This is a genomic window from Halomonas litopenaei (genome assembly GCF_003045775.1).
GTDB lineage: Bacteria > Pseudomonadota > Gammaproteobacteria > Pseudomonadales > Halomonadaceae > Halomonas > Halomonas litopenaei.
Genome location: NZ_PXNS01000005.1, coordinates 1 through 24,947, shown reverse-complemented (window position 1 = coordinate 24,947; position 24,947 = coordinate 1). Strand labels below are relative to the sequence as shown.

General features: G+C 63.4%; 22 protein-coding genes. 6 read left to right on the top strand and 16 right to left on the bottom strand.

Annotation, left to right across the window (positions count from 1 at the left end; translation table 11 throughout):
- Nucleotides 1–3: 3 nt before the first annotated feature.
- The 5 genes from C6W88_RS08960 to C6W88_RS08945 all read right to left on the bottom strand — a co-directional run bounded on the left by C6W88_RS08960 (nucleotide 4) and on the right by C6W88_RS08945 (nucleotide 4,717).
- A complete protein-coding gene (locus tag C6W88_RS08960) occupies nucleotides 4–1,146 on the bottom strand; it encodes an ABC transporter ATP-binding protein (RefSeq protein WP_108132235.1) in 1,143 nt (380 codons plus the stop codon).
- A gap of 42 nt (nucleotides 1,147–1,188) precedes the next feature.
- The gene (locus C6W88_RS21340; protein WP_146164644.1) at nucleotides 1,189–1,443 is read right to left on the bottom strand and encodes a hypothetical protein; all 255 of its coding nucleotides are present in this window, start codon (nucleotides 1,441–1,443) and stop codon (nucleotides 1,189–1,191) included.
- Nucleotides 1,440–2,330 carry a carbohydrate ABC transporter permease gene (locus tag C6W88_RS08955; RefSeq protein WP_045991260.1) on the bottom strand — a complete coding sequence of 297 codons (891 nt, stop codon included), beginning with the start codon at nucleotides 2,328–2,330 and terminating at the stop codon, nucleotides 1,440–1,442. Before C6W88_RS08955 ends, C6W88_RS21340 begins: the two co-directional genes overlap by 4 nt.
- Nucleotides 2,331–2,386: 56 nt before the next feature.
- Nucleotides 2,387–3,277 carry a carbohydrate ABC transporter permease gene (locus C6W88_RS08950; protein WP_045991261.1) on the bottom strand — a complete coding sequence of 297 codons (891 nt, stop codon included), beginning with the start codon at nucleotides 3,275–3,277 and terminating at the stop codon, nucleotides 2,387–2,389.
- A 90-nt stretch (nucleotides 3,278–3,367) separates the two neighbouring features.
- Complete coding sequence (locus C6W88_RS08945) at nucleotides 3,368–4,717, bottom strand: ABC transporter substrate-binding protein (protein ID WP_108132234.1); 1,350 nt, start codon at nucleotides 4,715–4,717, stop codon at nucleotides 3,368–3,370.
- A 752-nt stretch (nucleotides 4,718–5,469) separates the two neighbouring features.
- Here C6W88_RS08945 and C6W88_RS08940 point away from each other — a divergent pair.
- Entirely contained in the window at nucleotides 5,470–6,777 is a 1,308-nt protein-coding gene (locus C6W88_RS08940) for an MFS transporter (protein WP_108132233.1), read from the top strand.
- Between the two features lie 147 nt (nucleotides 6,778–6,924).
- On the opposite strand, the gene C6W88_RS08935 is transcribed toward C6W88_RS08940, so the two are convergent.
- From C6W88_RS08935 to C6W88_RS08920, 4 genes are all read right to left on the bottom strand, one after another.
- A complete protein-coding gene (locus C6W88_RS08935) occupies nucleotides 6,925–7,884 on the bottom strand; it encodes a sugar-binding transcriptional regulator (RefSeq protein ID WP_045994626.1) in 960 nt (319 codons plus the stop codon).
- A 68-nt stretch (nucleotides 7,885–7,952) separates the two neighbouring features.
- Nucleotides 7,953–9,308 (bottom strand): sensor histidine kinase, encoded by a 1,356-nt coding sequence (locus C6W88_RS08930; protein WP_108132232.1) that lies wholly within the window; start codon nucleotides 9,306–9,308, stop codon nucleotides 7,953–7,955.
- On the bottom strand, nucleotides 9,305–9,982 hold the full coding sequence (locus tag C6W88_RS08925; protein ID WP_045994628.1) for a winged helix-turn-helix domain-containing protein: 678 nt from the start codon (nucleotides 9,980–9,982) through the stop codon (nucleotides 9,305–9,307). The genes C6W88_RS08930 and C6W88_RS08925 overlap by 4 nt, the downstream gene beginning before the upstream one ends.
- Before the next feature lie 48 nt (nucleotides 9,983–10,030).
- Complete coding sequence (locus tag C6W88_RS08920) at nucleotides 10,031–10,420, bottom strand: PepSY domain-containing protein (RefSeq protein ID WP_231498594.1); 390 nt, start codon at nucleotides 10,418–10,420, stop codon at nucleotides 10,031–10,033.
- A 167-nt stretch (nucleotides 10,421–10,587) separates the two neighbouring features.
- On the opposite strand from C6W88_RS08920, the gene C6W88_RS08915 reads away from it, so the two are divergent.
- Together C6W88_RS08915 and C6W88_RS08910 are read left to right on the top strand one after the other, a co-directional pair.
- Nucleotides 10,588–11,067, top strand: a complete 480-nt coding sequence (locus C6W88_RS08915) for a PepSY domain-containing protein (protein WP_181248588.1) — start codon at nucleotides 10,588–10,590, stop codon at nucleotides 11,065–11,067.
- Nucleotides 11,057–11,410, top strand: coding sequence for a hypothetical protein (locus C6W88_RS08910; protein WP_108132229.1), 354 nt, complete (start codon nucleotides 11,057–11,059; stop codon nucleotides 11,408–11,410). Before C6W88_RS08915 ends, C6W88_RS08910 begins: the two co-directional genes overlap by 11 nt.
- A 34-nt stretch (nucleotides 11,411–11,444) precedes the next feature.
- Here C6W88_RS08910 and C6W88_RS08905 read toward each other — a convergent pair whose 3' ends face one another.
- On the bottom strand, nucleotides 11,445–12,290 hold the full coding sequence (locus C6W88_RS08905) for an ion transporter (RefSeq protein WP_231498593.1): 846 nt from the start codon (nucleotides 12,288–12,290) through the stop codon (nucleotides 11,445–11,447).
- A 221-nt stretch (nucleotides 12,291–12,511) separates the two neighbouring features.
- Nucleotides 12,512–13,735: a 4-hydroxybenzoate 3-monooxygenase gene (gene pobA / locus C6W88_RS08900; RefSeq protein WP_108132227.1), complete on the bottom strand. Its 1,224-nt coding sequence runs from the start codon at nucleotides 13,733–13,735 to the stop codon at nucleotides 12,512–12,514.
- A gap of 172 nt (nucleotides 13,736–13,907) precedes the next feature.
- Between pobA and C6W88_RS08895 the strand changes: the two genes are divergently transcribed.
- On the top strand, nucleotides 13,908–14,840 hold the full coding sequence (locus C6W88_RS08895; RefSeq protein ID WP_108132226.1) for a helix-turn-helix domain-containing protein: 933 nt from the start codon (nucleotides 13,908–13,910) through the stop codon (nucleotides 14,838–14,840).
- A 139-nt stretch (nucleotides 14,841–14,979) separates the two neighbouring features.
- On the opposite strand, the gene C6W88_RS08890 is transcribed toward C6W88_RS08895, so the two are convergent.
- The 5 genes from C6W88_RS08890 to C6W88_RS08870 all read right to left on the bottom strand — a co-directional run bounded on the left by C6W88_RS08890 (nucleotide 14,980) and on the right by C6W88_RS08870 (nucleotide 21,489).
- Entirely contained in the window at nucleotides 14,980–17,019 is a 2,040-nt protein-coding gene (locus tag C6W88_RS08890) for a CocE/NonD family hydrolase (protein WP_045995305.1), read from the bottom strand.
- A 138-nt stretch (nucleotides 17,020–17,157) separates the two neighbouring features.
- Nucleotides 17,158–18,459 carry an ATP-grasp domain-containing protein gene (locus tag C6W88_RS08885; protein ID WP_108132225.1) on the bottom strand — a complete coding sequence of 434 codons (1,302 nt, stop codon included), beginning with the start codon at nucleotides 18,457–18,459 and terminating at the stop codon, nucleotides 17,158–17,160.
- A 193-nt stretch (nucleotides 18,460–18,652) separates the two neighbouring features.
- The gene (locus tag C6W88_RS08880) at nucleotides 18,653–19,942 is read right to left on the bottom strand and encodes a TRAP transporter large permease (RefSeq protein ID WP_108132224.1); all 1,290 of its coding nucleotides are present in this window, start codon (nucleotides 19,940–19,942) and stop codon (nucleotides 18,653–18,655) included.
- The gene (locus tag C6W88_RS08875) at nucleotides 19,932–20,459 is read right to left on the bottom strand and encodes a TRAP transporter small permease (RefSeq protein ID WP_045995308.1); all 528 of its coding nucleotides are present in this window, start codon (nucleotides 20,457–20,459) and stop codon (nucleotides 19,932–19,934) included. The genes C6W88_RS08880 and C6W88_RS08875 overlap by 11 nt, the downstream gene beginning before the upstream one ends.
- Nucleotides 20,460–20,463: 4 nt before the next feature.
- Nucleotides 20,464–21,489, bottom strand: coding sequence for a TRAP transporter substrate-binding protein (locus tag C6W88_RS08870; protein ID WP_108132223.1), 1,026 nt, complete (start codon nucleotides 21,487–21,489; stop codon nucleotides 20,464–20,466).
- Nucleotides 21,490–21,810: 321 nt separating this feature from the next.
- Between C6W88_RS08870 and C6W88_RS08865 the strand changes: the two genes are divergently transcribed.
- Both C6W88_RS08865 and C6W88_RS08860 read left to right on the top strand, forming a co-directional pair.
- Nucleotides 21,811–23,880, top strand: a complete 2,070-nt coding sequence (locus tag C6W88_RS08865; RefSeq protein ID WP_108132222.1) for a TonB-dependent receptor family protein — start codon at nucleotides 21,811–21,813, stop codon at nucleotides 23,878–23,880.
- A gap of 169 nt (nucleotides 23,881–24,049) precedes the next feature.
- On the top strand, nucleotides 24,050–24,607 hold the full coding sequence (locus C6W88_RS08860; protein ID WP_181248587.1) for a HutD/Ves family protein: 558 nt from the start codon (nucleotides 24,050–24,052) through the stop codon (nucleotides 24,605–24,607).
- Nucleotides 24,608–24,947: the final 340 nt, after the last annotated feature.

Genomic DNA, 24,947 nt, shown 5'->3' with positions numbered 1-24,947 from the left:
TCCTCAGGCTTCCGCGGTACTGGCGGCACGATTGTCCTGGCGGGTCAGGGATGCCAGCGGGTGACGCTCCAGACTTGCCAGCGCCAGACCCTGCTCACCGAACAGATGTGCCCGGCCCGGCTCGAAGCCGAAGCGGATCTCGTCTCCCACCCGGTGGGTCACGTCGCCATCCACCATCAGCGTCAGCAAGTCGCCGTCCATCTCCACGTACAGCGAGGTCTGTCCGCCCAGCCGCTCGATCACGCTGACGCTGGCCTTCAGCGGTCCCTGGTCGTCGAGCATCAGATGTTCGGGACGGATGCCGAGCTCCAGCGCTTGCCCCTGGGCCACCTCGTCGCCTTCCACCGGCACCTTGACGGTATCGCCGCCCGGCACACGCACCTCGACCCCCTGGGCGTCGCCGGCAACGGCCTCGACCTTCAGGAAGTTCATCTTGGGCGAGCCGATGAACCCCGCCACGAAACGATTGCGCGGATGGTGATACAGCTCCATCGGCGAGCCGACCTGTTCCACCACGCCGCCCTGGAGCACCACGATCTTGTCGGCCATGGTCATGGCCTCGATCTGGTCGTGGGTCACATAGATCATGGTCGCCTTGAGCTCTTCGTGCAGACGCGCCAGTTCGATGCGCATCTGTACCCGAAGCGCCGCGTCCAGGTTGGACAATGGCTCGTCGAACAGGAAGATGCTGGGGTTGCGCACGATGGCGCGGCCGATCGCCACACGCTGGCGCTGACCGCCGGAAAGCGCCTTGGGCTTGCGCTCGAGCAGCGGCTCCAGCTGCAGGATCTTCGCCGCGTCCAGCACTTTCTGGCGGCGTTCCTGCTGGGACACCTCCGCCAGCTTGAGGCTGAAGCCCATGTTGTCCTCCACCGTCATGTGGGGGTACAGCGCATAGCTCTGGAACACCATGGCCAGCCCCCGCTCCGCCGGCCCCAGGTCATTGACCCGCTGGCCGTCGATGACGATATCGCCGTCACTGGTGCTTTCGAGTCCCGCGATCATCCGCAAAAGGGTCGACTTGCCGCAGCCGGACGGGCCGACGAAGACCACGAATTCCTGGTCCTTGACCTCCAGATCGACGCCCTTGATGACGTGGGTGTCGCCGAAGCTCTTGACCACCTGGTTGAGTGTCAGTGTTGCCATCTTGTTGTCCTCGAAGTTCTGTCAGGGGCGCCTCGGCGCCGCCTAGAATATCTGTCTGCCGGTGCGTCGTTCACCGCGCCGAAGATCGGTTTTTTCATCGCGCCGAAGCTCGGTCACTTCACCGCGCCCAAGGTCAGGCCACGGACCATTTGTTTCTGGGCTTGTGAAGAGCGCCAGCCGAAGTTTCTCGTCGATCAGTTCGCTCACTTCACCGCGCCGAAGGTCAGACCACGGACCATTTGTTTCTGGGCTTGTGAAGAGCGCCAGCCGAAGCTTCTCGTCGATCAGTTCGCTCACTTCACCGCGCCGAAGGTCAGACCACGGACCATTTGCTTTTGCGTGAGCCACCCAAAAATCAGGATCGGCGCGATGGCCATGGTCGAGGCCGCCGACAGCTTGGCCCAGAACAGTCCCTCGGGGCTGGAGAAGGAAGCGATGTAAGCGGTCAACGGCGCCGCCTGAGAGGTGGTCAGGTTCAGGCTCCAGAAGGCCTCGTTCCAGCTCAGGATCACCGACAGCAATCCAGTGGAAGCGATCCCCGGCAGGGTCAGCGGCAGCAGCAGATACCACACCTCCTGGAAGGTGCTGGCACCGTCCATGCGGCCCGCTTCCAGAATCTCCCTGGGCAGGTCCTTGAAGAAGGTGTAAAGCATCCACACCACGATCGGCAGGTTCATCAAGGTGTAGACGATGGTCAGGCCGATTCGGGTATCGAGCAGGCCGAAGTCGCGAAACAGCAGATAGATCGGTACCAGCACACCCACCGAGGGCAGCATCTTGGTGGACAGCATCCACAGCAGGGTGCCCTTGGTGCGCTTGGTCGGCAAAAAGGCCATGGCATAGGCCGAGGGCACCGCGATCAACAGCGCCAGCAGGGTCGAACCAAAGGAAACGACAACGCTGTTCCAGGCGAATTTGAGATAGTCGGCCCGCTCCTGTACCTCGACATAGCTTTCCAGCGTCGGGGTGAAGATCAGACTGGGATCGGCGATGGCCTCGGCTTCGGTCTTGAAGCCGGTGACGATCATCCAGAAGATCGGAAAGAAGATGATCAGGGCCACGCCCCAGCCCAGCAGGGTGATGCCGAACTTGCGCCTGCGCTGGGCGCGCAGGGCCGAGGCACCTCGCCCGGCGTCGGCGACCGGCGCCTTGACGCTGTCGCCGGTGGTAGTGGTGGTGGTCATGTGGTGCACCTCGTCAACTTGTTGTTGGTCGATGGGTCGTCAGCGGCCGCAAGGCGCTACTGCTCGAGGTTCTTGGCCACCATGCGCACCAGGAAGATGGCGACGATGTTGGCCAGGATGATGGCGATGACGCCGCCGGCGGAGGCGGTGCCCACGTCGAAGTCGAGCAGCGCGCGGATGTAGATCAGGTAGGCCAGGTTGGTGGTGGCCAGCCCCGGTCCGCCCGAGGTGGTGACGAAGATTTCGGCAAAGATCGTCAGCAGGAAGATCATCTCGATCATCACCACCACGCTGATGGCACGCTTCAGGTGCGGCAGGGTGATGTAGAAGAAGATCGCCACCGGGCCCGCACCATCCATGCGCGCAGCCTCGACCTGGTCGTCGTCCAGCGACTGCATCGCGGTCAGCAGGATCAGCAGCGCAAAGGGCAGCCACTGCCAGGACACGATGATGATGATCGAGGTCAGCGGCAGGCTCGAGAACCAGTCCACCGCCGGCAGCCCCAGGCTCTCGGCGAGCCAGGCGAATACGCCGTTGGCCGGGTGCATCATCATGTTCTTCCACACCAGGGCGCTGACCGTGGGCATCACGAAGAACGGCGAGATCGCCAGCACTCGGGCGACGCCGCGCCCCATGAAGTCCTGCTGGAACAGCACCGCCAGAAGGGTGCCACCGACCACGGTGATGGCCAGTACCCAGCCCACCAGCAGCAGGGTGGTGCCCATCGCCGACCACAGCGCCGGGTCGGTCAGCAGGTATTCGTAGTTCTCGAAACCGGCAAAGCCGGTCATGCTCGGCATCAACAGGTTGTAGCGCTGAAACGAGAACCAGACGGTCATCGCCAGCGGCACGATCATCCACAGCAGCAGCAGAGTAACGGCCGGCGCCTGCAGCGAGAGGGTACGAAGCCCTCCGACGGTGCGCCCGGAAGTACGGTTCTTGTTCATGGGGGATCACGCTTGGTCAGGCCTGCAGGGTAAGTCCGCAGGCGATCGGAGCCAGGGGCCGACCGTGGGAGGCCGGCCCGCGAACGAGCTTCAGTCGGTGTAGCCGGCGCGCTTCATGGTGCGCTCGGTGGCCCGCTGGGCGGCGGACAACGCCTGCTCGACGCTGGTCTCGCCGGTCAGGGCCGAGGCCACCATCTGGCCGACCTGGGTGCCGATGGCCTGGAACTCGGGGATGCCGACGAACTGGACGCCCACGTAGGGGTTCGGCTCGAGGCTCGAGTCGAGCGGGTCGGCCTTGCTGATGGCGTCGACCACGAAGCTGGCGAAGGGCGCGGCCTCGATGTACTCGGCGTTGTCGTAGGTGGACTGGCGGGTGCCGGGGGGCACGCTGGTCCAGCCTTCACGCTCGCCGACCAGCGCCACGTACTCCGGGGAGGTGGCCCAGGTCACGAACTGACGAGCCGCATCCTTGGCATCCGAAGAAGCGGGGATGGCCAGCGCCCAGGCCCACAGCCAGTGAGAGCCCTTGGGGGTCTCGGCCACCGGCGCCGGGGCGAAGCCAAGCTGGTCGGCGACCTGGGACTCATCGGCATCGAACAGCTTGCCCGCCGCCGAGGTGGCGTCCACCCACATGGCACAGTTGCCGCGCGAGAACAGCGCCAGGTTTTCGTTGAAGCCGTTGGAGCTGGCACCGGCCGGACCGTAGTTATCGAGCAGGTCGACGTAGAAGGCGACCGCCTCCTGCCAGGCCGGGCTGTCGATCTGGGCGTTCCAGTCCATGTCGAACCAGCGACCGCCGAAGGTGTTGGTCAAGGTCGAGACGAAGGCCATGTTCTCGCCCCAGCCCGGCTTGCCACGCAGACAGATGCCGGCCACTTCGCCGTCGTCGTCGTGCAGGGCTTCTGCCCAGTTGCGCACCTGGCTCCAGGTGGGCTGCTCGGGCATCTCGATACCGGCCTCGGCGAACAGATCCTTGCGGTAGTAGAGCATCGAGCTTTCGGCGTAGAACGGCAGCGCGTAGAGGCTGCCTTCGTGGCTCAGGCCATCGCGCACGGGTCCCAGCAGGTCATCAACCTGATAGCTCTCGGGCAGATCATCCAGCGGCTCGAGCCAGCCTCGCTCGGCCCAGATCGGAGCCTCGTAACTGCCGATGGTCATGACGTCGAACTGGCCACCCTGGGTGGCGATATCCGTGGTCATGCGCTGACGCAGCACGTTCTCTTCCAGTACCACCCAGTCGAGGGTGATGTCCGGATGCGCCTTCTCGAACGCTTCGGTCAGGCTCTGCATGATCACCATGTCGTTGTTGTTGACGGTGGCCACGGTGATGGTCTCGGCCTGGGCGGCTGACGCGCCCAGCGACAGCACCAGCGCGCTTGCCGGCACCAGCGGCCTGGACAGCGCCGCGCAAAGAGGACGGAGGGTGTAAGACGGCTTCATGGCGCACTCCTGATCGTTACCCGCTTGGCGGGGATATTGTTGTACCGCCGACGCGAATCCTCGGACTCGTCGTGGTGGTCGGGCCTTGCGTGCATCCGAGCAAGCCAACGCTGCGGATACCTCACCCAAAAAATGATCAATCAAATCACTTGATGATCAAATGATCGGACACAGCCACGCAAAACGCAAAGCCGATAGCTTTAGACTTTAGCGGTACACGGACGCCTTTCAGCCCCTGCCCCGGCAACCACTCATCGACGTAGATCAGCCAAACGTCTGGCCTTCGCCGAGCTCGCACAAAACAGCAAATATTAGATATTCAGCCTCTTCATTACCTTGTTGTTTAAAGGCTTTTCATACTCCCATGGTAGTTTCCCGCTCCTGGCTTCAGCCTGGCCTCTTACCTCGAGAATCCGTTGTAACAGGCAGTACTTTCTTTAAAATCAATCGACTACCCCAACCCTCTCCTTGTTTTCCATATATAGAAATCTTATTCCCTATATGGAATAAAATTGACGCTCTCAGACCCGCCTCCTAGGCTTCGATCGATCGCTGATCCGGCAGTTCGATGCGTCCTTTGCGGCACTTCTGCAGATCCACCGCGCGACCTGTCATTTATTTCCCTGCCTTCTCGTCCGGTGCCCCGGGGCCCTTGCGTGAAGCGCCGGCCAGGGCCTCGCCGAGCATGCCTGCAGGCCCCACGCCACCACGCATGCCACGCCAATCGATCCTGGATCGAGGGAGCCACAACAATGACAGACCACGCTGCTCTGCCTCCGGCCATCGCCAACAAGTCCAATCGCAAGCGCTACTTCCAGTTCAGTCTGATGCTGCTGGCGGCCGGGTCCATCTATCCCCTGCTCTACCTGCGCCAGAATTTCGAAACACCGATCCTCGAGGTCTTCAACATCACCTCGAGTGAACTCGGTAACTTCTATTCCATGCTGGGTGTCGTGTTCTTCCTGTGCTACCTGCCCAGCGGCTGGCTCGCCGACAAGTTCTCTCCCCGCCTGCTGGTGACGGTCTCCATGGCCGGCACTGGGCTGCTCGGACTACTGTTCGCGACCATCCCTTCCGGCGTCATGCTGACGATGGTGTTTCTCGGCTGGGGACTGACCTCGGGGCTGACCTTCTGGTCGGCGATGCTGAAGGGGGTGAAGATGCTGGCCAAGAAAGACGAGCAGGGCCGCTTCTTCGGTATCCTCGATGGCGGGCGCGGACTGATCGAGGCGATCCTGGCGACCATTGCGATCAGCCTGTTCGCGTATTACCTCAACGACCAGCAGGACAACACCACCGAGGCGCTCAAGGTGGTGGTCTACATGTATTCGTTCACCTGTCTGGTGATCGCCGCCTTGACCTTCATCTTCTTCACTCGCCATGACGGCTCAGAGATACGCGTCAAGAAGATCAAGACCAGCGGCAATGTACTCGCCGACCTCAAGCATCTGGCGTCGATTCCGGCGCTGTGGCTGGTTGCGCTTATCATCCTGTGCGGCTACCAGCTGTTCTGGGCGACCTATTCCTTCTCGGCCTATGTCCAGGAGGGATATGGCGTCACCGCCGTCGCCGCCGGCGCCATCACCGTGGCCAAGCTGTGGATGCGCCCTATCGGCGGCATCACCGCCGGCTTTCTCGGTGACCGCTTCGGCAAGACCAATGTGCTGGCACTGCTGTTTCTAGGCGCCACCGCCTTTCTGGCCACCTTGATCCTGATGCCGACCTCGGTAGGCACGGTGGCCTTGCTGGCGGTGGTGCTGATGATAGGTGTGCTCACCTATGCGTTGCGCGGACTGTACTGGGCGATACTCGACGACTGCGATATTTCCATGGAGGTGGCGGGACTGGCCATCGGCGTAATCTCGCTGCTCGCTTACACCCCGGACATCTTCCTGCCGCAGATCTACGGCTTCCTGTCGGCACGCTTCGAGGCGGTCACCGCCTACCAGTTGTACTTCGGCTACATCGCCTGCATGGGCATCGTCGGGATGCTGGCATCGCTCAAGCTCAAGGCGATCACCGCACGCAAGGAGCAGCAGTTGCAGCACCAGCAGGCGTGAAGGCATGAAGGCAAACAGGCCAGATCCACACGAAGTGACGAAGAAGCGCGTCAGACAACACCCTCGCGCCCCGGCGAGCCGCCGGGGCGCGAGGGTGTCAGGAAGGGGGCCAGGCAAAGGCGCTCGACGATACAGCAGCCGTGCTGCCTAGATTTGCGAGGAAAGGCGCTCGACGATATAGCGCGCCGCCTGATCGTCGGTGATCAGACTGGTCAGCCAGCCGCCGCGCAGCGCGGCCAGGATGGCCGGCCCCTTGTCGCGGCCACCGGCCACCGCCACCATCGCCTGACGCTTCAGCGTGGTCAGCGGCAGGCTGGTCACTCGCTGACTGGTGGAGCAGTCGATCAACCGGCCATCGGCATCCATCGGCCAGCCCACCAGCTCTCCCACGGCGTCCAGCGCCAGCAGCTCGTCGAGTTCCGACTCGCTGATGAAATGATCCTGAAACAGCGTCGCCTGGCGATCGATCCGCCCTACCCCGACGAAGGCCGCGCTGGCCTGCTCGGCCACCTCGCCGATGGCGCGAAACAGCGGCTGTGCCGCCAGCGCCCGCTTCTCCTCGACCGAACTGGCGACCACCGGCGTCGGCAGCAGGTAGCGCTCGCCACCGGTCTTGTCCGCCGCCACCATGACCCCGTCGTAGCGGTTGGACGAGCCGTCCCTGGCCACGTTACCGACCAGCGAGACGAAGCGATGACGTGGACGGTCGATCCGGCTCAGGGCCTCCACGGTCGCACGAATCGAGCGGCCGGAGCCCAGCGACAGGGTCTGCGGCTCGCTGCGCTCGATGATGCGTGACAGACGCTCGGCGCCGGCCACCGCCAGGTAGGGGGTACTGTCCTCGGCGGTGGCGGACGCAGGCACCACGTCGCAGTAGTCCAGTTCGAAGCGTTCACGGATGGCCTGGGACAGTGCGGTGCAGTGGGCCACGGGGTGGTCGATATGGACCTTGACCAGGCCTTCCTGCCTGGCCAGCGCCAGCAGTCGCTGCACGCCCGGCCGGGAGACCCCAAGCTGTGCGGCGATCTCATCCTGCGTCTGTCCACCCACATAGGAAAGCCAGGCGGCTCGTGCGGCCTGGTCCAGCTTGACCTCGAACTTGTCCACGCATCGTCTCTCTGGCTGATCGAACAGCCTGCATCATCGCAAGCAAGGGACACCGGCACAACGCAGGCTTACTCGGCCGGCGCCTTTTCCAGCAAGCCGCCGGGCAGCGTGACGCTTACCCTCAGTCCACCGAGCGCCGCGCGATCCAGGGTCATCGTACCGCCGTACAGTGACACCAGTTCCTCGACGATGGAAAGCCCCAGCCCACTGCCGGGGCGGCGCTCATCCAGACGCACGCCGCGCTTGAGCACCGCCTCACGCTCTTGCGCGCTCATGCCCGGACCGTCATCTTCCAGACGCAGGCGCGCGCTGTCGCCTTCGAGCCAGAGATCGAGCTCGACCCGGGTACGCGCCCAGTCGATGGCATTCTCCAGCAGGTTGCCGGTCAGCTCCTGCAGATCGTTGGGATCGATGCGCAGCGCCAGCCCATCCGCCACGCGGGTCTCGAGACGGATACCGCGACGCGTTGCCAGCCGAGACAGGCCGTCCAGCACCGGCGCCAGCACTCTGGCCAGACGTACCCTGGCGGCCAGGGCGGCGCTGCCGACGGCGCTGGCACGAGCCAGGTGGTGGCGCACGGCAGCATCGATACGCCCTAGCTCCTGGCGCATCCTGGCTCGCTCGGTCTCGGGAAGGCGTTCCGCCTGGGTCATCAATACGCTGACCGGCGTCTTGAGCGCGTGGGCCAGATTGCCGGCGGTGGCGCGACCGCGCTCGATCAGCCGCCGGTCATGGTCGAGCACCTCGTTCATGGTCACCGCCAGTTCCGCGAGCTCGGTCGGCAGCCGAGTATCGAGGCGCTCCCGCTGGCCGCCCTTGACCGCCGCCAGATCCGCGTGAAGCGACCTCAAGGGCGCCAGCCCCCAGCGGATCTGCAGCGCCAGACCGGTCAGCAACAGCACGCCGAGCCCAAGCAGCGACAGCCATAGCAGCCATTCGAAGCGTGCCACCTCGGCATCGAGCTCCTGACGGCTGACCGCCAGGCTGACGTGAACGGGGTGGGGATGCCCCGACAGCCTGAGGGAACGCTCGACCAGCCTCAGCCGCTGCCCACGAGGCCCTTCGATGGTGCGCCAGACGGTGTCCGGGGAGGCGGTGATCGGCAGGCGCTGATCCCACAGCGAACGCGAGCCCCGGGAAAGGCGCTCGCCGTCGCTGATCTGCCAGTACCAACCGGAGAACACCTGATCGAAGCGCGCATCGCCGAGACTGTCGTTGACCACCAGGGCACCGCTCTGGGGGTCTCGATCCAGGGCCGCCAGCAGCACCCGGTGCATCGACGACAGGCGTTCGTCGAACGAGGCCGAGGCGGATTCGCGAAAGCTGTAGGACAGCCCACCGCCGACCAGCGGCAGGATCACCAGCACCAGCACCAGCGACGCCAGCAGCAGCCGCCGGGTCAGCGAACCGCGCGGCGGCGTCACGGCGCATCCTCTCCCGCCGGGGTCACCAGGCGATAGCCCTCGCCGCGTCGTGTCTCGATCCGCTCACTGCCGAGCTTGCGCCGCAGGCGACTGATCTGGACGTCGATCACGTTGGAATCGGGTTCATGGTCACGGTCGTAGACGTGCTCGGCCAGCTCGGCGCGACTGACCACCCGCTCGCGGGCGTGCATCAGGTAGGACAACAACCGTGACTCCTGGGCCGTCAGCGCCACCGGCCTGCCGGCCAGCGTCACGGCCCCCGTGTGGGTGTCGAAGCTGAGCGCCCCGGCGCTGAGCACCGGGTGGGCGTGGCCGTGACTGCGGCGCACCAGGGCCCGCAGCCGAAACATGACTTCGGCGGTCTCGAAGGGTTTGGTGACGTAGTCGTCGGCCCCGGCAGAAAAGCCCGCAGCCTTGTCGGACCAGCGCTCTCGCGCGGTCAGCACCAGTACCGGCAGGTCGATGTCGTCGTCGCGCCACTGGGCCAGCCAGCGCGTGCCATCGCCATCCGGCAGTCCCAGGTCGAGCACGACTGCGTCGTAGCGCTCGGTGCGCAGCAGAAAATCCGCCTCGCCTCCGGTCGCCGCGACTTCCACCAGCAGCCCGCCTTCCTCGAGGGAGGCGGCGAGCGCTTCGCTCAACGCCTGGTCATCCTCGACCAGCAGAATCTTCATGCCACGCCTCCTCCGGCGTCATCCCTGTATTGCGGTGATCCCCGCGGGCTAGTCGGCGTCGCGCGGCGCTGGGCGCTGCATGGCATCGATGCCGACCCCTTCGATGCTCAACAGCTCACCACTGCCCGCGTCGAACTCGAACTCCACGACCTGTCCCTGGGCGCCGACCAGTTCGATCTCGTAGAGGATTCTGCCGTCGTCACGTTCGAGCTCCACTTCGAGCACCTGCCCGTCGTAGCGCTCATCGAGCCAGTCCAGCAGCGTCGGCAACGCCACCAGCCGGCCCTCACGCACCTCCTGGTGCAAGTCACGCCAGTCGTCATCCGCGCGGGCAAAACCGATTCCCAGCGACTCGCTCGCCAGTGCCGCGAGGCTGACGTTGTCGCTCGGGCGCGGGGCCTGGGCCAGGCTCGCGGCCATCACAGACGTGCATAGCAAGAAAAGTGTCTTGGAGGTCATGAGGCGAAGTCTGACCCACTGCAGATGAATGAAAGATGAACGATCTCGTCAGGCTGGCGACAGGTCCCCCCTGTCAGGATGGTCCCACTCGCCGAGATCACCAAGCACACGGTGAGCTTACCTCAACAGCGAATGGAGTCCCCAGCATGAACAAGACTGTCACCCTGAGCCTGGCCGCCCTGACCTTGAGCGGTACCCTCGCCACCACCGCCATGGCCGACGATGAAGCCGTCAACCGCGAGGAGATCGACCGCCTGCTGGCCAGCACCGGGGAGTACGGTTTCACCCACTACGATGAGCTGGGTATCGACGACGGCGATCGTTTCGAGGCGGAAGGCTGGCGCGACGACGGCTGGCGCCTGGACGTCGACATGGACCTGCGTGACGGCAGCCTGCTGGGCGAACAGCGGCGCCAGAGCGAGATCCCGACCTGGAGCCTCAGCGGCGACGATGTCGGCAAGGCGCTGGACGCCGCCCAGTCGGCCGGCCTGGAACTGTTCAGCTCGCTGGATGTCGACCGTACAGGTGATATCGAGATCGAAGGCTACGACGCCCAGCACCAGGAGCTCGAGGTCCGCCTCGATCGCCATACCCTTGACGTGACCGGAGTCCAGCATGACGACTGATCATTCCTTCAGCACCGACGACTACCAGCACAACGCCGCCTGGAGGGCGGCGTCCCGTTGGCAGCAACGCGCTCGCCAGGCACGCCCCACCCGCCGGATGGGTGGCTTCAAGCTGGCTCTCGCCACCCTGGTCGGCGCCGTCACCCTGGTGCTGGCCACCATGATGGCCCTGGTGCTGAGCCTGGTGGGACTGGCGCTGATGCCGCTGGTGCGTCACCGCATGAAGAAGCGCATGGAGGCCTACCGCGCCGATCATGCCGACGACATCACGCCGGGGGCGACCACCCGAGCCTCCGGTCAGGACGATGCCCGCGTGTGGGAAGGCCAGTATGAGGTCAAGTGAAGCACCCGGCGGGCGATGCAGTGACGAGTGCGCGTCACTCGCGCGGATCGCCTCCCGGCAGCCGTTCGGGACCGGGCTCGGGCACCTGATCAGACCCGCCTGCCCGGTCTTCGCGGTCGACCTGCCCGCTTGACGGGGCGTCGCTGCTGCCATCGAGTGCCCCCCTCAGGGCCACCACCTCGGCCTTGAGCTCCCGCACCTCGCGGTGCAATTCTCGCAGCATGTCGCGATTGACCCGATGCAGCCGTTCGGACTCGTCCTCCTGATCATCGATGAACAGTGAACCGACGTAGGCCGCGAAGCTACCGAACAGACCCACACCGGCCACCATCAACAGCGCCGCCACCACCCGTCCCAGCGACGTCACCGGATAGTAATCGCCGTACCCCACCGTGGTGACGGTGACGAAGGCCCACCACAGCGCCTCTTCGGCGGTATCGATGGCACTTTCCGGGTTGGGGCCTTCCACCACCAGGATCACCACCGAGCCGAAGATCAACAGCAGTACCGTGGCCGAGGCCACCGAGGCGAAGATGCCCTTGGCCTTGTTGCGAAACAGCAGGTTCCAGATCAGGTGTACCGACTTGATCGCGCGCAGCATGCGGATGATCTGCACTACGCGCACCAGACGGCCAGCCATCAAGAAGCTCACCGGGATACTCGCCAGCAGATCGATCCAGCCCCAGCGCATAAAGCGCCACTTGCTTTCCGCACGGTGAAAACGGATGCAGAAGTCGGCAAAGAAGAAGCCGCAGACCACCAGGTCCAGCTTGAAAATCAGGTCATCGACCTCCGGCGGCAGGTCATTCAGCTCCTGCACCGCCATGGCACCAAGCACGTAAAAGGAGAGGATCAGAATCAGGATCTGAAATGGGGTCAAGCTCTCTTGTTTCATGGGGTTCGACATCGACCGGGAAGCAGAATCACGACCTTACGCGATGCACCGGAAGCTGCCTAGCGGCAGGACACGCCCCGAGCCCTCACCAGGTCAACGTCGACCCCATTGCACCTTTCCCTGTCGATGCCCCGATGTCGGTATTGCCCCTGACCGAGAGCCGCTTTTCCCTCGCAGGTCCCTCGCCGGCAGATACCTCTATGACGCTACTCCAGGGGTTCGTAGGGCAGCCCCACGTAGTTTTCGGCGATGGTGGTCAGGCCCGCTGTCGAGCCGGTCAGATAATCGAGCTCCGCTAATTGCATGCGCGCCTCGAAGTCTTCCTCGTCGCTGAAACGATGCAGCATCGACGTCATCCACCAGGAGAAGCGCTCGGCCTTCCAGATACGCTTGAGGCACACCTCGGAGTAGCGCGGGATCAGATCGCTGCGCCCTTCGTTAAACACCTTCACCAGCAGGCGATACAGGGTGTTGACGTCACTCGCCGCCAGGTTCAGCCCCTTGGCACCGGTGGGCGGCACGATATGGGCGGCGTCCCCCACCAGAAACAGGCGACCGTACTGCATCGGCTCGACCACGAAGCTGCGCAGTGGTGCGATGCTCTTTTCGATCGAAGGTCCCGTCACCAGAGTCTCGGCCACGTCTTCCGGCAGGCGCCGTTTCAGTTCGTCCCAAAAACGCTCATCGGACCAGTCCTCGACCTTCTCATCGAGGCCCACCTGCACGTAGTAGCGGCTGCGATTCTCCGACCGCATGCTGCACAGGGCGAAGCCCCGCTCGTGGCGTGCGTAGATCAGCTCATCGGTCACCGGTGGCGTATCGGACAACAGCCCCAACCAGCCAAACGGATAGACCCGCTCGAAGGTCTTCAGACGCTCCTGCGGGATCGATTGGCGTGACACGCCGTGGTATCCATCGCACCCCGCCACATAGGCACAGCGCAGACGGTACCCCTTGCCTTCATGCTGAAAGGTGAGGGAGGGCGACTCGCTCTCCAGATCATGGGGGGTGACGTCGCTGGCCTCGTAGTAGCTGATACCGCCTTCTCGCTCGCGTGCTTCCATCAGGTCCCGGGTGACTTCGGTCTGGCCGTACACCATCACCTGCTTGCCATCGGTGTGCCCCGCAAGGTCGACGCGTACCCGGCGGTTGTCGAAGGCAAGCTCAAAGCCGTCGTGGGGCAGGCCCTCGGCATCCATGCGTTCGCTGACGCCGGCTTCACGCAGCAGGTCGACCATGCCCTGCTCGAGCACCCCGGCACGAATACGTCCCAGCACATAGTCGCCGCTCTTGCGTTCGACGATCACATTGTCGATCCCGGCCCGGCTGAGCAGTTGCCCCAGCAGCAGTCCGGAGGGCCCGGCCCCGATGATGGCGACCTGGGTCGTGAGTTCACTATCGATACGCTCGGGGGAAGATGTTGTCGTCATGGTGGCTACCTCGTCAGCGGAACGTTATGGTTATGCCTTGTATTTTTCGCTGAAACACCACCCCAGATAAGGCATATTCCTCGCCACAAACTGGACTTTTCGCGGAATCTACCCTGACATTTGTCGTAGTCACGCTCAATCACCTCCCCGGCAACCGCCAGGAGCGCAGACCATGAACCCCGAGACCCCGTCCACCACGATATCGTCAGCGGTTCCCACCTTTACCCTTTACGGGGAAACCGGTAGCTGGCCGACCCCCGACCTGCTGCACTGCGAGTCCATCGCCGAACGCAGTCGGCTTCACGATTGGCGCATCCATCCTCACCGCCACGTCGACCTGACTCACCTGCTGCTGCTGTACGCGGGCGAGGTCGAACTGCAACTGGAAGACAGCCGACAACGGCGGGCCGCCCCGCTGCTGATCCTGGTGCCTGCGCTCACCATTCACGGGTTTGCCTTCGCTCCGAACATCCAGGGCCACATCCTGACCCTGGCGGCACCGCTGGTCAGCCACCTCGAGCAGGTACTGCCGGACGCCAGCAGGGTCTGGCGCAGCGCGGGAGTCACTGCACTAGCCGACGCCAGACACCGACTGCAGGCATTGGTGGAACATATCGACGGGGAATACCGACGGCCGGCGCGGGACCGCGACGTGCTGCTCGACGCCTTGATCCAGGCGCTGACGGTGGAAGCGGCTCGCCTGGCGACGCATCCGGCCACCCGGGCCAGGTCTGCCGTGAGCACCGATCCCGGCCACGGTCACCTGGCCCGTTACCAGGCACTGATCGAGCGGCGCTTTCGCCAGCAGCCGAGCATCGAGGAAATGTCGCGCGAGCTGGACATCAGCGCGGCCCACCTCAACGTCCTGTGCCGGCGCCTGGCGGACCAAAGCGCACTGTCGGTGCTGCACCAGCGTCTGCTGCTCGAAGCCAAGCGCGAGTTGACCTATACCAACCTGACCATCGCCCAGATCGCCGATGGCCTGGGATTTTCCGAGCCCGCCTACTTCACCCGCTTCTTCAAGCGGCTCAGCGGAGTGGCTCCCCGCGACTTCCGCCGCCGCCAGTTCCATCGTCAAGGCGACGGATCGCCAAGCTCGCCCTAGGCGCTGTCCGAAAAGTCGACGAGCGAAGGTTAGACAAGGCAAAAATCGGTGAGAAAGCGCAGTTTACGGGGTGTAAATGAGCATGTTGATCCGATTTTTAACGCCGTATTACCGAGCGCAGGCACTTTTCAGACAAGCCCTAGACCAGATCCCGGGGGAAGACCTCATCCCAGCTTCGCGAGAAGATTCGAGTATCGCCCTGCCAGGCGTCCAGGGTGGCACGCACCCGAAAGCTGTCGGCGTCGCTGGTCAGCCGAGTGCGGGTCAGGGTGTGGATCTCCCAGTCCCCCCGGCGGAAGGTACGTTGCCACTCGGTCCAGCCGGTAACACTGTCGTAGTTGCCGTAGGAGTAGCTGTAGCGCTCGGTCACCGAGCCGGAGATGTCCAGCGCGATATCGTCCAGCCGGTAGCTGCCCTCGTCGTGGAACACCTCCAGTGTGGTCTGGTCATTGGCCAGATCTCGGATCACCTTCCAACTTTCCTGGGAAGGCTGCAGCAGCGTCTTGGCCAGCGGTGGTGCCCCTTCCGGCTCCTCGAAGGGGCGCAGCGCCGCTTCTTCCGCCGGCCTGGGGACCCTGGTCGGCAGCACCAGGCGACAGGCACCAGGCCACAGTGTCAGGCGTACCGGCCTTGGCGCAGGCCATACCAACGGCCAGTAGCTGGTCGAGATCGCCAGCCGGATGGCGTGCCCCGCCGGAAACTGCTGGGCAATATGCTTGAGACACACCGTCACGCGGTAGCGGCGCCCCGGCACCAGAGGCTCCGGGTGTTCGTCGCTGTCACGATGGGTCAGGTTGAGCACCCCATAGGACACCCGTGTCGCCTTGTCGTCCTCGGCGATATCGACAAGACGCAGCGCCACCATCGCCACCGGCTGGTCGGCGGACAGTTCCAGCTGCACCGATGGGGCACCACAGATTTCCAGATCCTGCTCGAGCCGGGGCGTCTGGAAAATCAGGGCGCCGCCGTCCTCGTCACGCTGGTCGTGAGGCAGATCCGGCGGTGCATTGTAGGAACACCACTTGCCGGCATACAGGCCCACCGACAGCGGCGAGCGGATATCCAGGCTCTCGTCGTCATCGCCGTCCTTCGCGTCGGTGCCGTCCTCGCCACGCAGGTCATGTCCGCTGGTCAGCCGCCAGCTCCGGGACATGATGTGGGGAGAGGGCCAGCTCGGCTCGGCGACCCAGCGACCGGGACGAGCGCTGTAGCGCGCCGATGGCGGCATCGATTGCTGCATCCAGACCCTCAGCATCGGTTCGTCCATGATCCCGGTATCCTGGTCCTTCAGCCAGTGGTCCCACCACCGTAGCCCTTCCTGCAGGAAGCCGATGGCCGGCCCCGGTACCCCGAGGTGGGGGTACTTGTGAGCCCAGGGGCCCACCAGCCCCTTGCGTGGCGAGGTCAAACCGGCCAGCAGCCGGAAGACGGCGTTGCAGTAACCATCCGCCCAGCCGCTGATGGCGTACACCGGCACCTGGATACGGCTGTAGTCCTCGCACACCGAGCCATGTTTCCAGTAGTCATCACGTCGCTGGTGCTGAAGCCAGCGCGAAAGCCAGAGGCCGCTGCCGTCCAGGCGATCGAGCCACATCCTGAACCAGTCGCCACCCACCAGCGCCGGGTCGGGCGGGATGGCATTGCCATCGAACATGGTCGACGCCCAGGAAAGATTGTCGGCCAGCAGGCAGCCACCCATATGGTGGATATCATCGGCGTAGCGGTCATCGGTAAAACAGATGGTGATGACCGCCTTGAGCTGCGGTGGGCGCATGGCGGCGATCTGCAGGCCGTTGAAGCCCCCCCAGGAAATACCGACCATGCCGACACTTCCCGTACACCAGGGCTGGCGTTCCAGCCACTCGAGTACCGCCACCCCGTCGTCCAGTTCCTGCTGCAGGTACTCGTCGGTCAGTACGCCATCGGATTCGCCGGTGCCTCGGATATCGACGCGAACCCCGGCATAGCCATGCCCGGCCCAGTAAGGATGCACCTGAGCGTCTCGCTCCGCGGTCAGGTCACGCTTGCGATAAGGCAGGTACTCGAGGATCGCCGGCACCGGATCATCGTCGGCGTCGACCGGCCGCCAGATACGGGCAGCCAGCCGCGTGCCGTCGGCCAGTGGAATCCAGGTTTCCTGCTCCATCACCTTGCGCGGAAAATCGCTGACCACCCGCATCGTCGCTCCTTGCACTGGCTTCAAGCTCACCCTGTCGAGATCGCCCTGTCCATACCGCTCTGCCGAGATCGCCCTACCCCTGCAACCTGGCCACTCCAGCGCTCTCGGTGACGCTCGGTACAGCGGCGGCGCGCCGACTCAACTATCGATATCGCCGAATGCGAAGGTCAGTCGGGCCGCCAGTTGCTGATAGCGACGAAGCAGCGTCTGATAGTCGTCGCCCCCCATCCAAATATAGGCCAATGCAAAGCTGTAGCTATCCTGTTCTGGCAGGCTCGACAGACGCTGCCCCTCCTCCACCTGCAGACTGATCACCGTGCCGGGGTAGTCCTGTTCGAGTTGTGCGAGGGTCTGCGCCGAGGGAACCCGTTCGACGGTGGCGTCATGGAAGAACACGCGGTAGAAGAACTTGGCCGCGACCGCGTAGGCGCCCTCCCGGTGGGGCAGTCTCGGACGCTGCCCCAGCGCCAGGTCCACCGTCACCTGCTGATGGCTGAGCCCGTCGACCTTCTCGAACAGGTCGCAATGTGACTGGGAAATGCGTGTGTTGATCTCGAGCAGCCAGATGCGATCCTGGAGTTCGTCCCAGAAAAACTCGACGTTGAACGCGGATTGATCGAAGCCGGTGCGGGTCATGACCAGGCGGGTGGCGTCGATCATCTGCTGCTGAACCCTTTGTGGCAGGGCCGAGGGGTACAGATAGTGGAAGAAGCTCAACACCCCTGGGTAGCGAATCGAGTCGACCACACCATAGACCACGACCTCGCCATCGTGGACGTAGCCTTCCAGCGTGCATTGCCAGCCGCCGATGATTTCCTCGGCCATGCAGTAATGGCCATCGATCGCCGCGATCTCCGGAGGCAGGTTGGCCTGATCCAGCACGCTGTTGAACGGCTCGGCGATGGAACCGATCTCCGCCTTCAGACGGTCAATGGCAAGCGCAAAGTCTTCCGGCGTCTCGATGCGAAAACCGAGCCGTGAGCCCGACGACTTGATCGGCTTGACGAAGAAGGGAAAGGACAGCCCCGCCGCACCGATCTGACCCAACGCCGCCTCGTCGAAGGGGTCGAAGGCGGTGAACCCGGGGATGTACTGCGGCACCACCTCGCGCTGAACGCAACGGCTCCAGTACTTGTGCTCACACTTCAGCAAGCTTTCCAGCGACGTCGATCGGGTACCGAATCGCTTGCACAGGATCGGCAGCATCGTGGATACCGGAAAATCCATATAGCCGATGATCGCGTCTATCGGCCTGCCGAATCGGTCCAGGGTCTGGCCGGCTTCCTCGAGCATCGCGGGAATATCGAATTCTTCGGTGTCATAGACCGCCTCCGGCGCAATAATTCGGTGAAAGCGCCATTCTTCGGCACCCTTCAAGCGCAGCAGACGCTCATGATTGTCATCGTTCAGCCCCACCACAAAAATATTGCGCGCACTCACGTCAAGCCCTCGCGTCATTACGATGGTGTCACGCTGCAAGCTTAGTGAAACGCGCCTCCCACAAAGGCTCATATTGGACTAGAGCGTCATATCAGAAACCTCATCCAACCGACATTAAATGCATCAAAAAAGCCCGCCGTATGGCGGGCTTGGGGTGAGCTGAGCGTAATACTGGCCGCCGCGTCGATGCCGACTACAGCAAAAAGAGGGTGCTCAAGGTCGGGAACAACAGCAACAGAGCCAGGCGCACAAAGTCAGACACGATAAAGGGAGAGACGCCTCGGAAGATCTCTCCCAGTCCCACATGGGGCGCCATGGCCTTGATCACGAAGACGTTCATCCCCACCGGCGGCGTGATCAGCCCCAACTCGACCGTCAGCACCGTGACGATGCCAAACCACACCGGGTCGATACCCAGGCTCTGAATGATCGGGAACACCACCGGCACCGTGATCACCAGCATGGCGATCGAGTCCATGAACATGCCGAGCAGGAAGTACATGGCCAGGATGCACAGCACGACAACGAAGGGCGTCAGCTCCATGGCAAACAGACTGTCGCTGATGGAGAACGAGATGCGCGAGAGCGAAATGAAGTAGCCCAGCGCCTCGGCACCGACCAGCATGAAGAACACCACCGCCGACAGCGCCAGGGTCTCCTGGACCGCAGACCACAGCTCCCGTGCACGCAGCCCCTTGACCAGGGCGTAGATCAGGGTGGCAAAGGCACCGACACTGGCCCCCTCGGTGGGAGTGAAGATGCCCAGGTAGATGCCCAGGATCATGACCAGGAAGACCGCGAAGAAGGGCACCAGCCCGCCGAGCGAGGCGAGCTTCTCGCCCCAGCTCGTCGCTTCCCCTGCCACCGCCAGTTCCGGCTTGACCCGCATGACCACGCTGACGGTCAGGGCGTACAGCACCAGTCCCAGGAGCCCGGGCACCAGACCCGCCATGAACATGTCACCCACCGACTGCTCGGTCAGGATGGCATAGATCAGCAGGGCGATACTGGGCGGAATCATGATGCCTAGGGTGCCGCCCGCGGCCAGCGCCCCGGTGGCCAGGCCACGATGGTAGCCGTATCGCTCCATCTCCGGCAGGGCCACCCGGGTCATGGTGCTGGCGGTGGCCAGAGAAGATCCGGAAATCGCCGAAAAGACGCCACAGGAGCCGACGGCGGCGATCGCCAGGCCGCCCTTCCAGCCACCGCAGATCACCCGAGCCGACTGGAAAAGCTTGCCGGCCATGCCAGAATGCGCCGCCAGCACGCCCATCAGGATGAACATCGGAATCGCGCTGAAGCTGTAGTTGGACAACACCTCCACCGGCACCGACTTCAACATCGATACCGCCGCGCCTAGATCGATGATCGTGGCAAAACCACCGACACCGACCAGCAGCATCGCCAGAGCTACCGGCACCCGCAGGATCATCAACACCAGCAACAGCAGCAGCCCGAACCCGCCGATCGTCTCAGTCGCCATGGGACACCTCCGCACTCTGGCCGAACAGCGCCCCCAGGAGCGCGTGCAGCAGGCTGCGCAACGCCAGCAGAGCACTGAGCACTGCAGCGACAAGATAGATCGGCCCGAGCGAGATCCTCAGGTCCTGGGTGACCTCGCCGTACTCGACAGCGGCGTGGGCCGCACCCACCAGGCCCGTCGCCAGCACCCCGCCAAGCACCGCAAAGCCCAGCAGATAGACGCCATGCAGGCGCGCTGCGATGGACGCAGGAAGACGGTGGGAAAAGGCCTCGACCACCACCTGGCTCTTCTCCACGCTGGCCGACATGGCCGCCAGCAAGGCAAACAGCATCAGGTAGCTGACCAGTTCGACGCTACCGAAGACCTGAAAGGAGATAGCGCCATCGGTCAGACGCTGCAGGTAGCGTGTCACCACGTCGGCGATGGTCACCGCCAGCATCAGTATCAGACAGCCGCCCGCCACCCAGCGACAGACCAGGGCCAGCCAACGGCTGGCCCCTTCCAGAAAGGGTTGCATGGCGTCACTCCGTCCCGGCGCAGCTTTCACGTGCCGCCAGCGCCGCCTGATAGACGTCATGCGCCTGGCTCAAGCCGCGCTCCTCGAGTCCGCTCAGGTAATCCTCGATGCCCTGCTGGAGCGGCGGCGCCCAGTCGGCGTTGTCGAGGGGCGCATCGACCACCCGAATGGTGTGGCCGGCGTCCACCGCTTCCTGCCGCCCCACCTCGTCGATGGCGTGGAACACCTCCCCCGCATTGAGTGCCCACTGCATGCCGGAGTTGGCATCGATGACCGCCTGCTGCTCCGGCGTCAGCCGATCGTAGGCACGCTGGCTCATGGTCGCCACAAAGATCAGCGAATAGAACGGCACTTGGGTGTGGTATTCGACCAGTTCGTTGATACGAAATCCCTTCATGCCTTCCCAGGGAAAGCTCAAGCCATCGAGCACGCCCCGCTGCATGGAGGTATAGATATCCGGGGCGGGCATGCCTACCGGGCTTGCCCCCATGTTTTCGAGGATATCGCCTGCCACCGCGGTCGGGCGACGGATTCGCAGCCCTTCCAGATCAGCCGGTACCTGGACGTCGGTATCCACGGTATGGATGTAACCGGGACCGGTGGTGAACATGAACAACACGCGAGTGTCGTCGTACTCTCCTCCCAGGCCGCCATCGTCGTGCAGGGTCTGCAGAATGCATGAACCCTGTATCGCAGAATCGGCCACCCCGGGGAGCTCGACGATCTGCGACAGCGGGAAGCGCCCGGCGGTATAGCCCTGAGCGGTGGCACCGATATCGGCGATGCCGTTTACGGTCGCCTCATAGATGTCGTCAGCCTTGGCCAGGGTACCGGAGGGAAAGACCTGAACACGCAGATCACCGCCGGAGTCTTCCTCCACCGCCTTGGCCCACTGCTCGAAGATCTCGGTATTGATACCAGAGGCACCAGGCCAGAAGTGGGCCATGCGCAGCGTGGTCGCCGCTTGAACCGAGGCACAGGAAAGGGCCGTCAGGGATGCGGCCATCAGGCACGCGAGGGGGGTCTTCATGGGGATCCTCCGGACTTTATCGTTATCGGCGACGCGCGCTCATTATTGGTCTCTCGCTCGACACCGTTTCCGGCAACTCGACCAGCGGCGCTCGTTCGCATAGTGAACTTCTGTTCGTTTTTTTCAGTTCAAAAGATAAACTACCTGGCCACACAACGAAAAGCGACTTTGGTCTAGCGGAAGGCCTCCACCGACGGGAACCAGGCTCTCTTCACCAGAGTGGTGCCAAGGATGCGACTTCTCTAGAATTGTGCTTAAACGATAAAGATGCTCTTTCGAGCCACCACTCCCTTCTCGCCTCGCCGTTCAAGGATGAACCTGATGACCTCTCGCCCGGCCGCCGCCCTGCTGCTGCTCCCGCTGACAACGCCTGTCACCGCACAGACTGCCGCAACCGACGACCGCGCCGTCGAGTTGCAGCAACCCGTGTTGACGGTGTCGGCGCCGCGCCTGGAGCGCGAGCTACTCACCACCCCGATGGCTGTCTCGATGGTCGATGAAGACGACATCCATCAAGGTCAGCAGCGGGTCCGTCTCGATGAATCCCTGGTTCGAGTGCCTGGGGTGTTCATCCAGAATCGCGACAACTTCGCCCAGGGTGCTCGTGTCTCCATCAGGGGCTTTGGTGCCCGCGCTCCCTTCGGTGTGCGCGGCATCACCATATTGGTGGACGGTATTCCCTACACCCTCCCCGATGGCCAGGCCCAGCTCGATGCCATCGACCTGGACAACGCAGAACAGATCGAGGTCATCAGGGGACCGGCGGCGGTTCAGTACGGCAATGCCGCCGGTGGTGTCATTTCGGTCACAACGGCGGACGGGCGTGACGAAGGTGACGACTCGACGACGATACGTGCCGGTATCGGTAGCGACGGCTACAACAAGCAATCCCTTTCCACCGGCGGCGAGCACGACGGCTGGGCCTACCACCTGGGTGCCTCGCGACTGGAACTGGCCGGCTATCGGGATCACAGCCGCACCGAGAAGCGCTTGCTGAACGCCAGCCTGTCACGGGATATGGGCGATCAACGCCGTCTCACCGCCATCATCAACCTGCTCGACAACCCCCGTTCCGAAGATCCTGGTGGTCTGACCCAGGACCAGGTCGATGAAGATCGCCGACAGGCGGGCCGCTTCACCGAGGACTACGACACCGGCCAGAAGGTGGACCAGCAGGTCGTGGGATTGCAGTACGAGGATCTTGGCTTCGGCCCCGGGGAGCTCTACCTCAAGGGATTTACCACCTGGCGAGACTTCGAACAGCAATTGCCCTATCCGGGCGACAGCTTGATCGACTACCGACGTCACCACTTCGGTGGCAGCGCCGAATATCACCAACGCTTCAACCTCGCCGGCATGACGCTGGACAGCATGGTGGGTATCGACGGCGCTCGCCAGGAAGACGACCGCCATCGCCGCGATGTAGCCTTCGATGGCAGCGTGACGGGAGAAGTGGCCGACGAGACCCAGACGGCGACCAGCCTGGGTATCTTCGCCCAGGGCGACCTTGCCCTGAATGAGCACTGGACACTGTCGGCCGGCGGACGCTTCGATCGCATCGACATGGAAATCGATGACGACTACGACAACGATGGCGACCAGAGCGGTGAACGCACCTTCCACGAAACCAATGGAAGCCTGGGAATCAGCTACCGCTTCCATCCCTTGCACCAGGTCTACGCCAACACCTCCACCGCCTTCGAGACACCGACCTTCTCGGAGTTTGCCAATCCCGCAGGTGGTGGCTTCAACCCCGACGTCGAGCCCCAGGAGAGCTGGAGCCGTGAGCTCGGGGTGCGCGGCACCCTGCCCACCGGACTGGATTACGACGTCACCCTGTTCTCGATCGACGTCGACGATGAACTGGTCCCCTACGAGATCGATGGCAGCGATCGTACCTTCTACGAAAACCTTGGCGACACCAGCCGCGACGGGCTCGAAGTCGCGCTAGGATGGCAGCCCTCGGCGCGTCTGGAGCTCAATACCGCCCTGACCCTGGCACGCTACGAGTTCGACCAGGTTTCCGGTAGTGACCTGGACGGCAACCGTCTGCCCGGGCTTCCGGAGACAACCTGGGTCAACCAGCTCACCTGGTACGGGACAGGTAGCCAGGACACCCGTTACTTTGCCACCCTGGAAACCCAGTATGTGGGCGACATGGTCGCGGACAATGCCAACCGGGTAGACGTCGACAGCTACTGGCTGGTCAACCTTCGTGCGGGTGACGGCTGGCGACTGGGCGGCAACCAGATACTGTCGACCTACCTCGGCATCCGCAATCTGTTTGACGAAGACCACTATGCCAATGTCCGCATCAATGCCAGCAACGACCGCTATTTCGAACCGGCGCCGGACCGTTCCTTCTATGCAGGCGTAGAACTATCATTTTGATGTAAGCACAACTTTTTCGCCGAACTGTTGTGATTCGGGAATCAGCGCCGAGCGAGAGTCGCTCTACCCCAGCATCTCTTGAGCCAGATCAAGCACATCGACTTAAACCCTTGAGACGATGAAACGATCCTTGGCAAAAGGAGGCGCAGCACTCGCTGGCCAACCTCCCATGATCATTCGACGCTCATCCGAGACACCCGCGCGCCTCTGGTCCGGCGGCACGACGCGGGAGCTGTTTATCGCTCCCGTTGACAGTGACTATGCCGACCGGAACTTTCAGGTCCGCCTGAGCACCGCCACGGTAGAGTCCGAAGAGTGCCTGTTCACCCCTCTGGCAGGCTACGAACGACACCTCATGGTATTGGAAGGCGAGGCCCACCTTGAGCATCAAGGGCACCGCTCCAGGGACCTCAGGCGCTTCGAAGTCGACACCTTTGACGGCGCCTGGCAAACCCTGAGCCAGGGGCTCTATCGCGACTTCAACCTGATGGTGAGATACGGCAGTCGCGGCTACCTCACACACCAGCTGCTGAGCGAACAGGAAACCCTGCACCTGTCACCGGAACCCGCACTACTTCGAGCCTGGTACCTGATCAGTGGTCGTGTGGAACTCGTCTCCAGCGAGGTACTCGCGGCCGGTGATCTTCTGGTCATCGAACCCGGCGACCGCCTGGGCCTGAGTTCGCTGCAAGCGAGCCAACTGGTCGTCTCCACCATCGCGTTCTAGGCACAGAGCCGCGACAGCCGTCTTGCTGAAACTTGCCTGAAACCAAAGAAGCCCGCCTCCTCTCGGAAGCGGGCTTCTTCGTGATACATGCCTGATCTGTTCACGACAGGGTAGTCGCATGGGGGTGAGTCACCCCAGGGTTTGCAGCGAAGCTGCAAGGGGGGACGAACGACGCGAGCCTGCGAGCGGCCGGACCGCACGCAGTGCGGCCCCACATATAAAGAGGGGGGTCTTCCCATGCATATGAAAAAGCCCGATTATCTCTCGATAACCGGGCTTCTTCTGAATAAATGCCTGACGATGACCTACTCTCGCATGGGGAGACCCCACACTACCATCG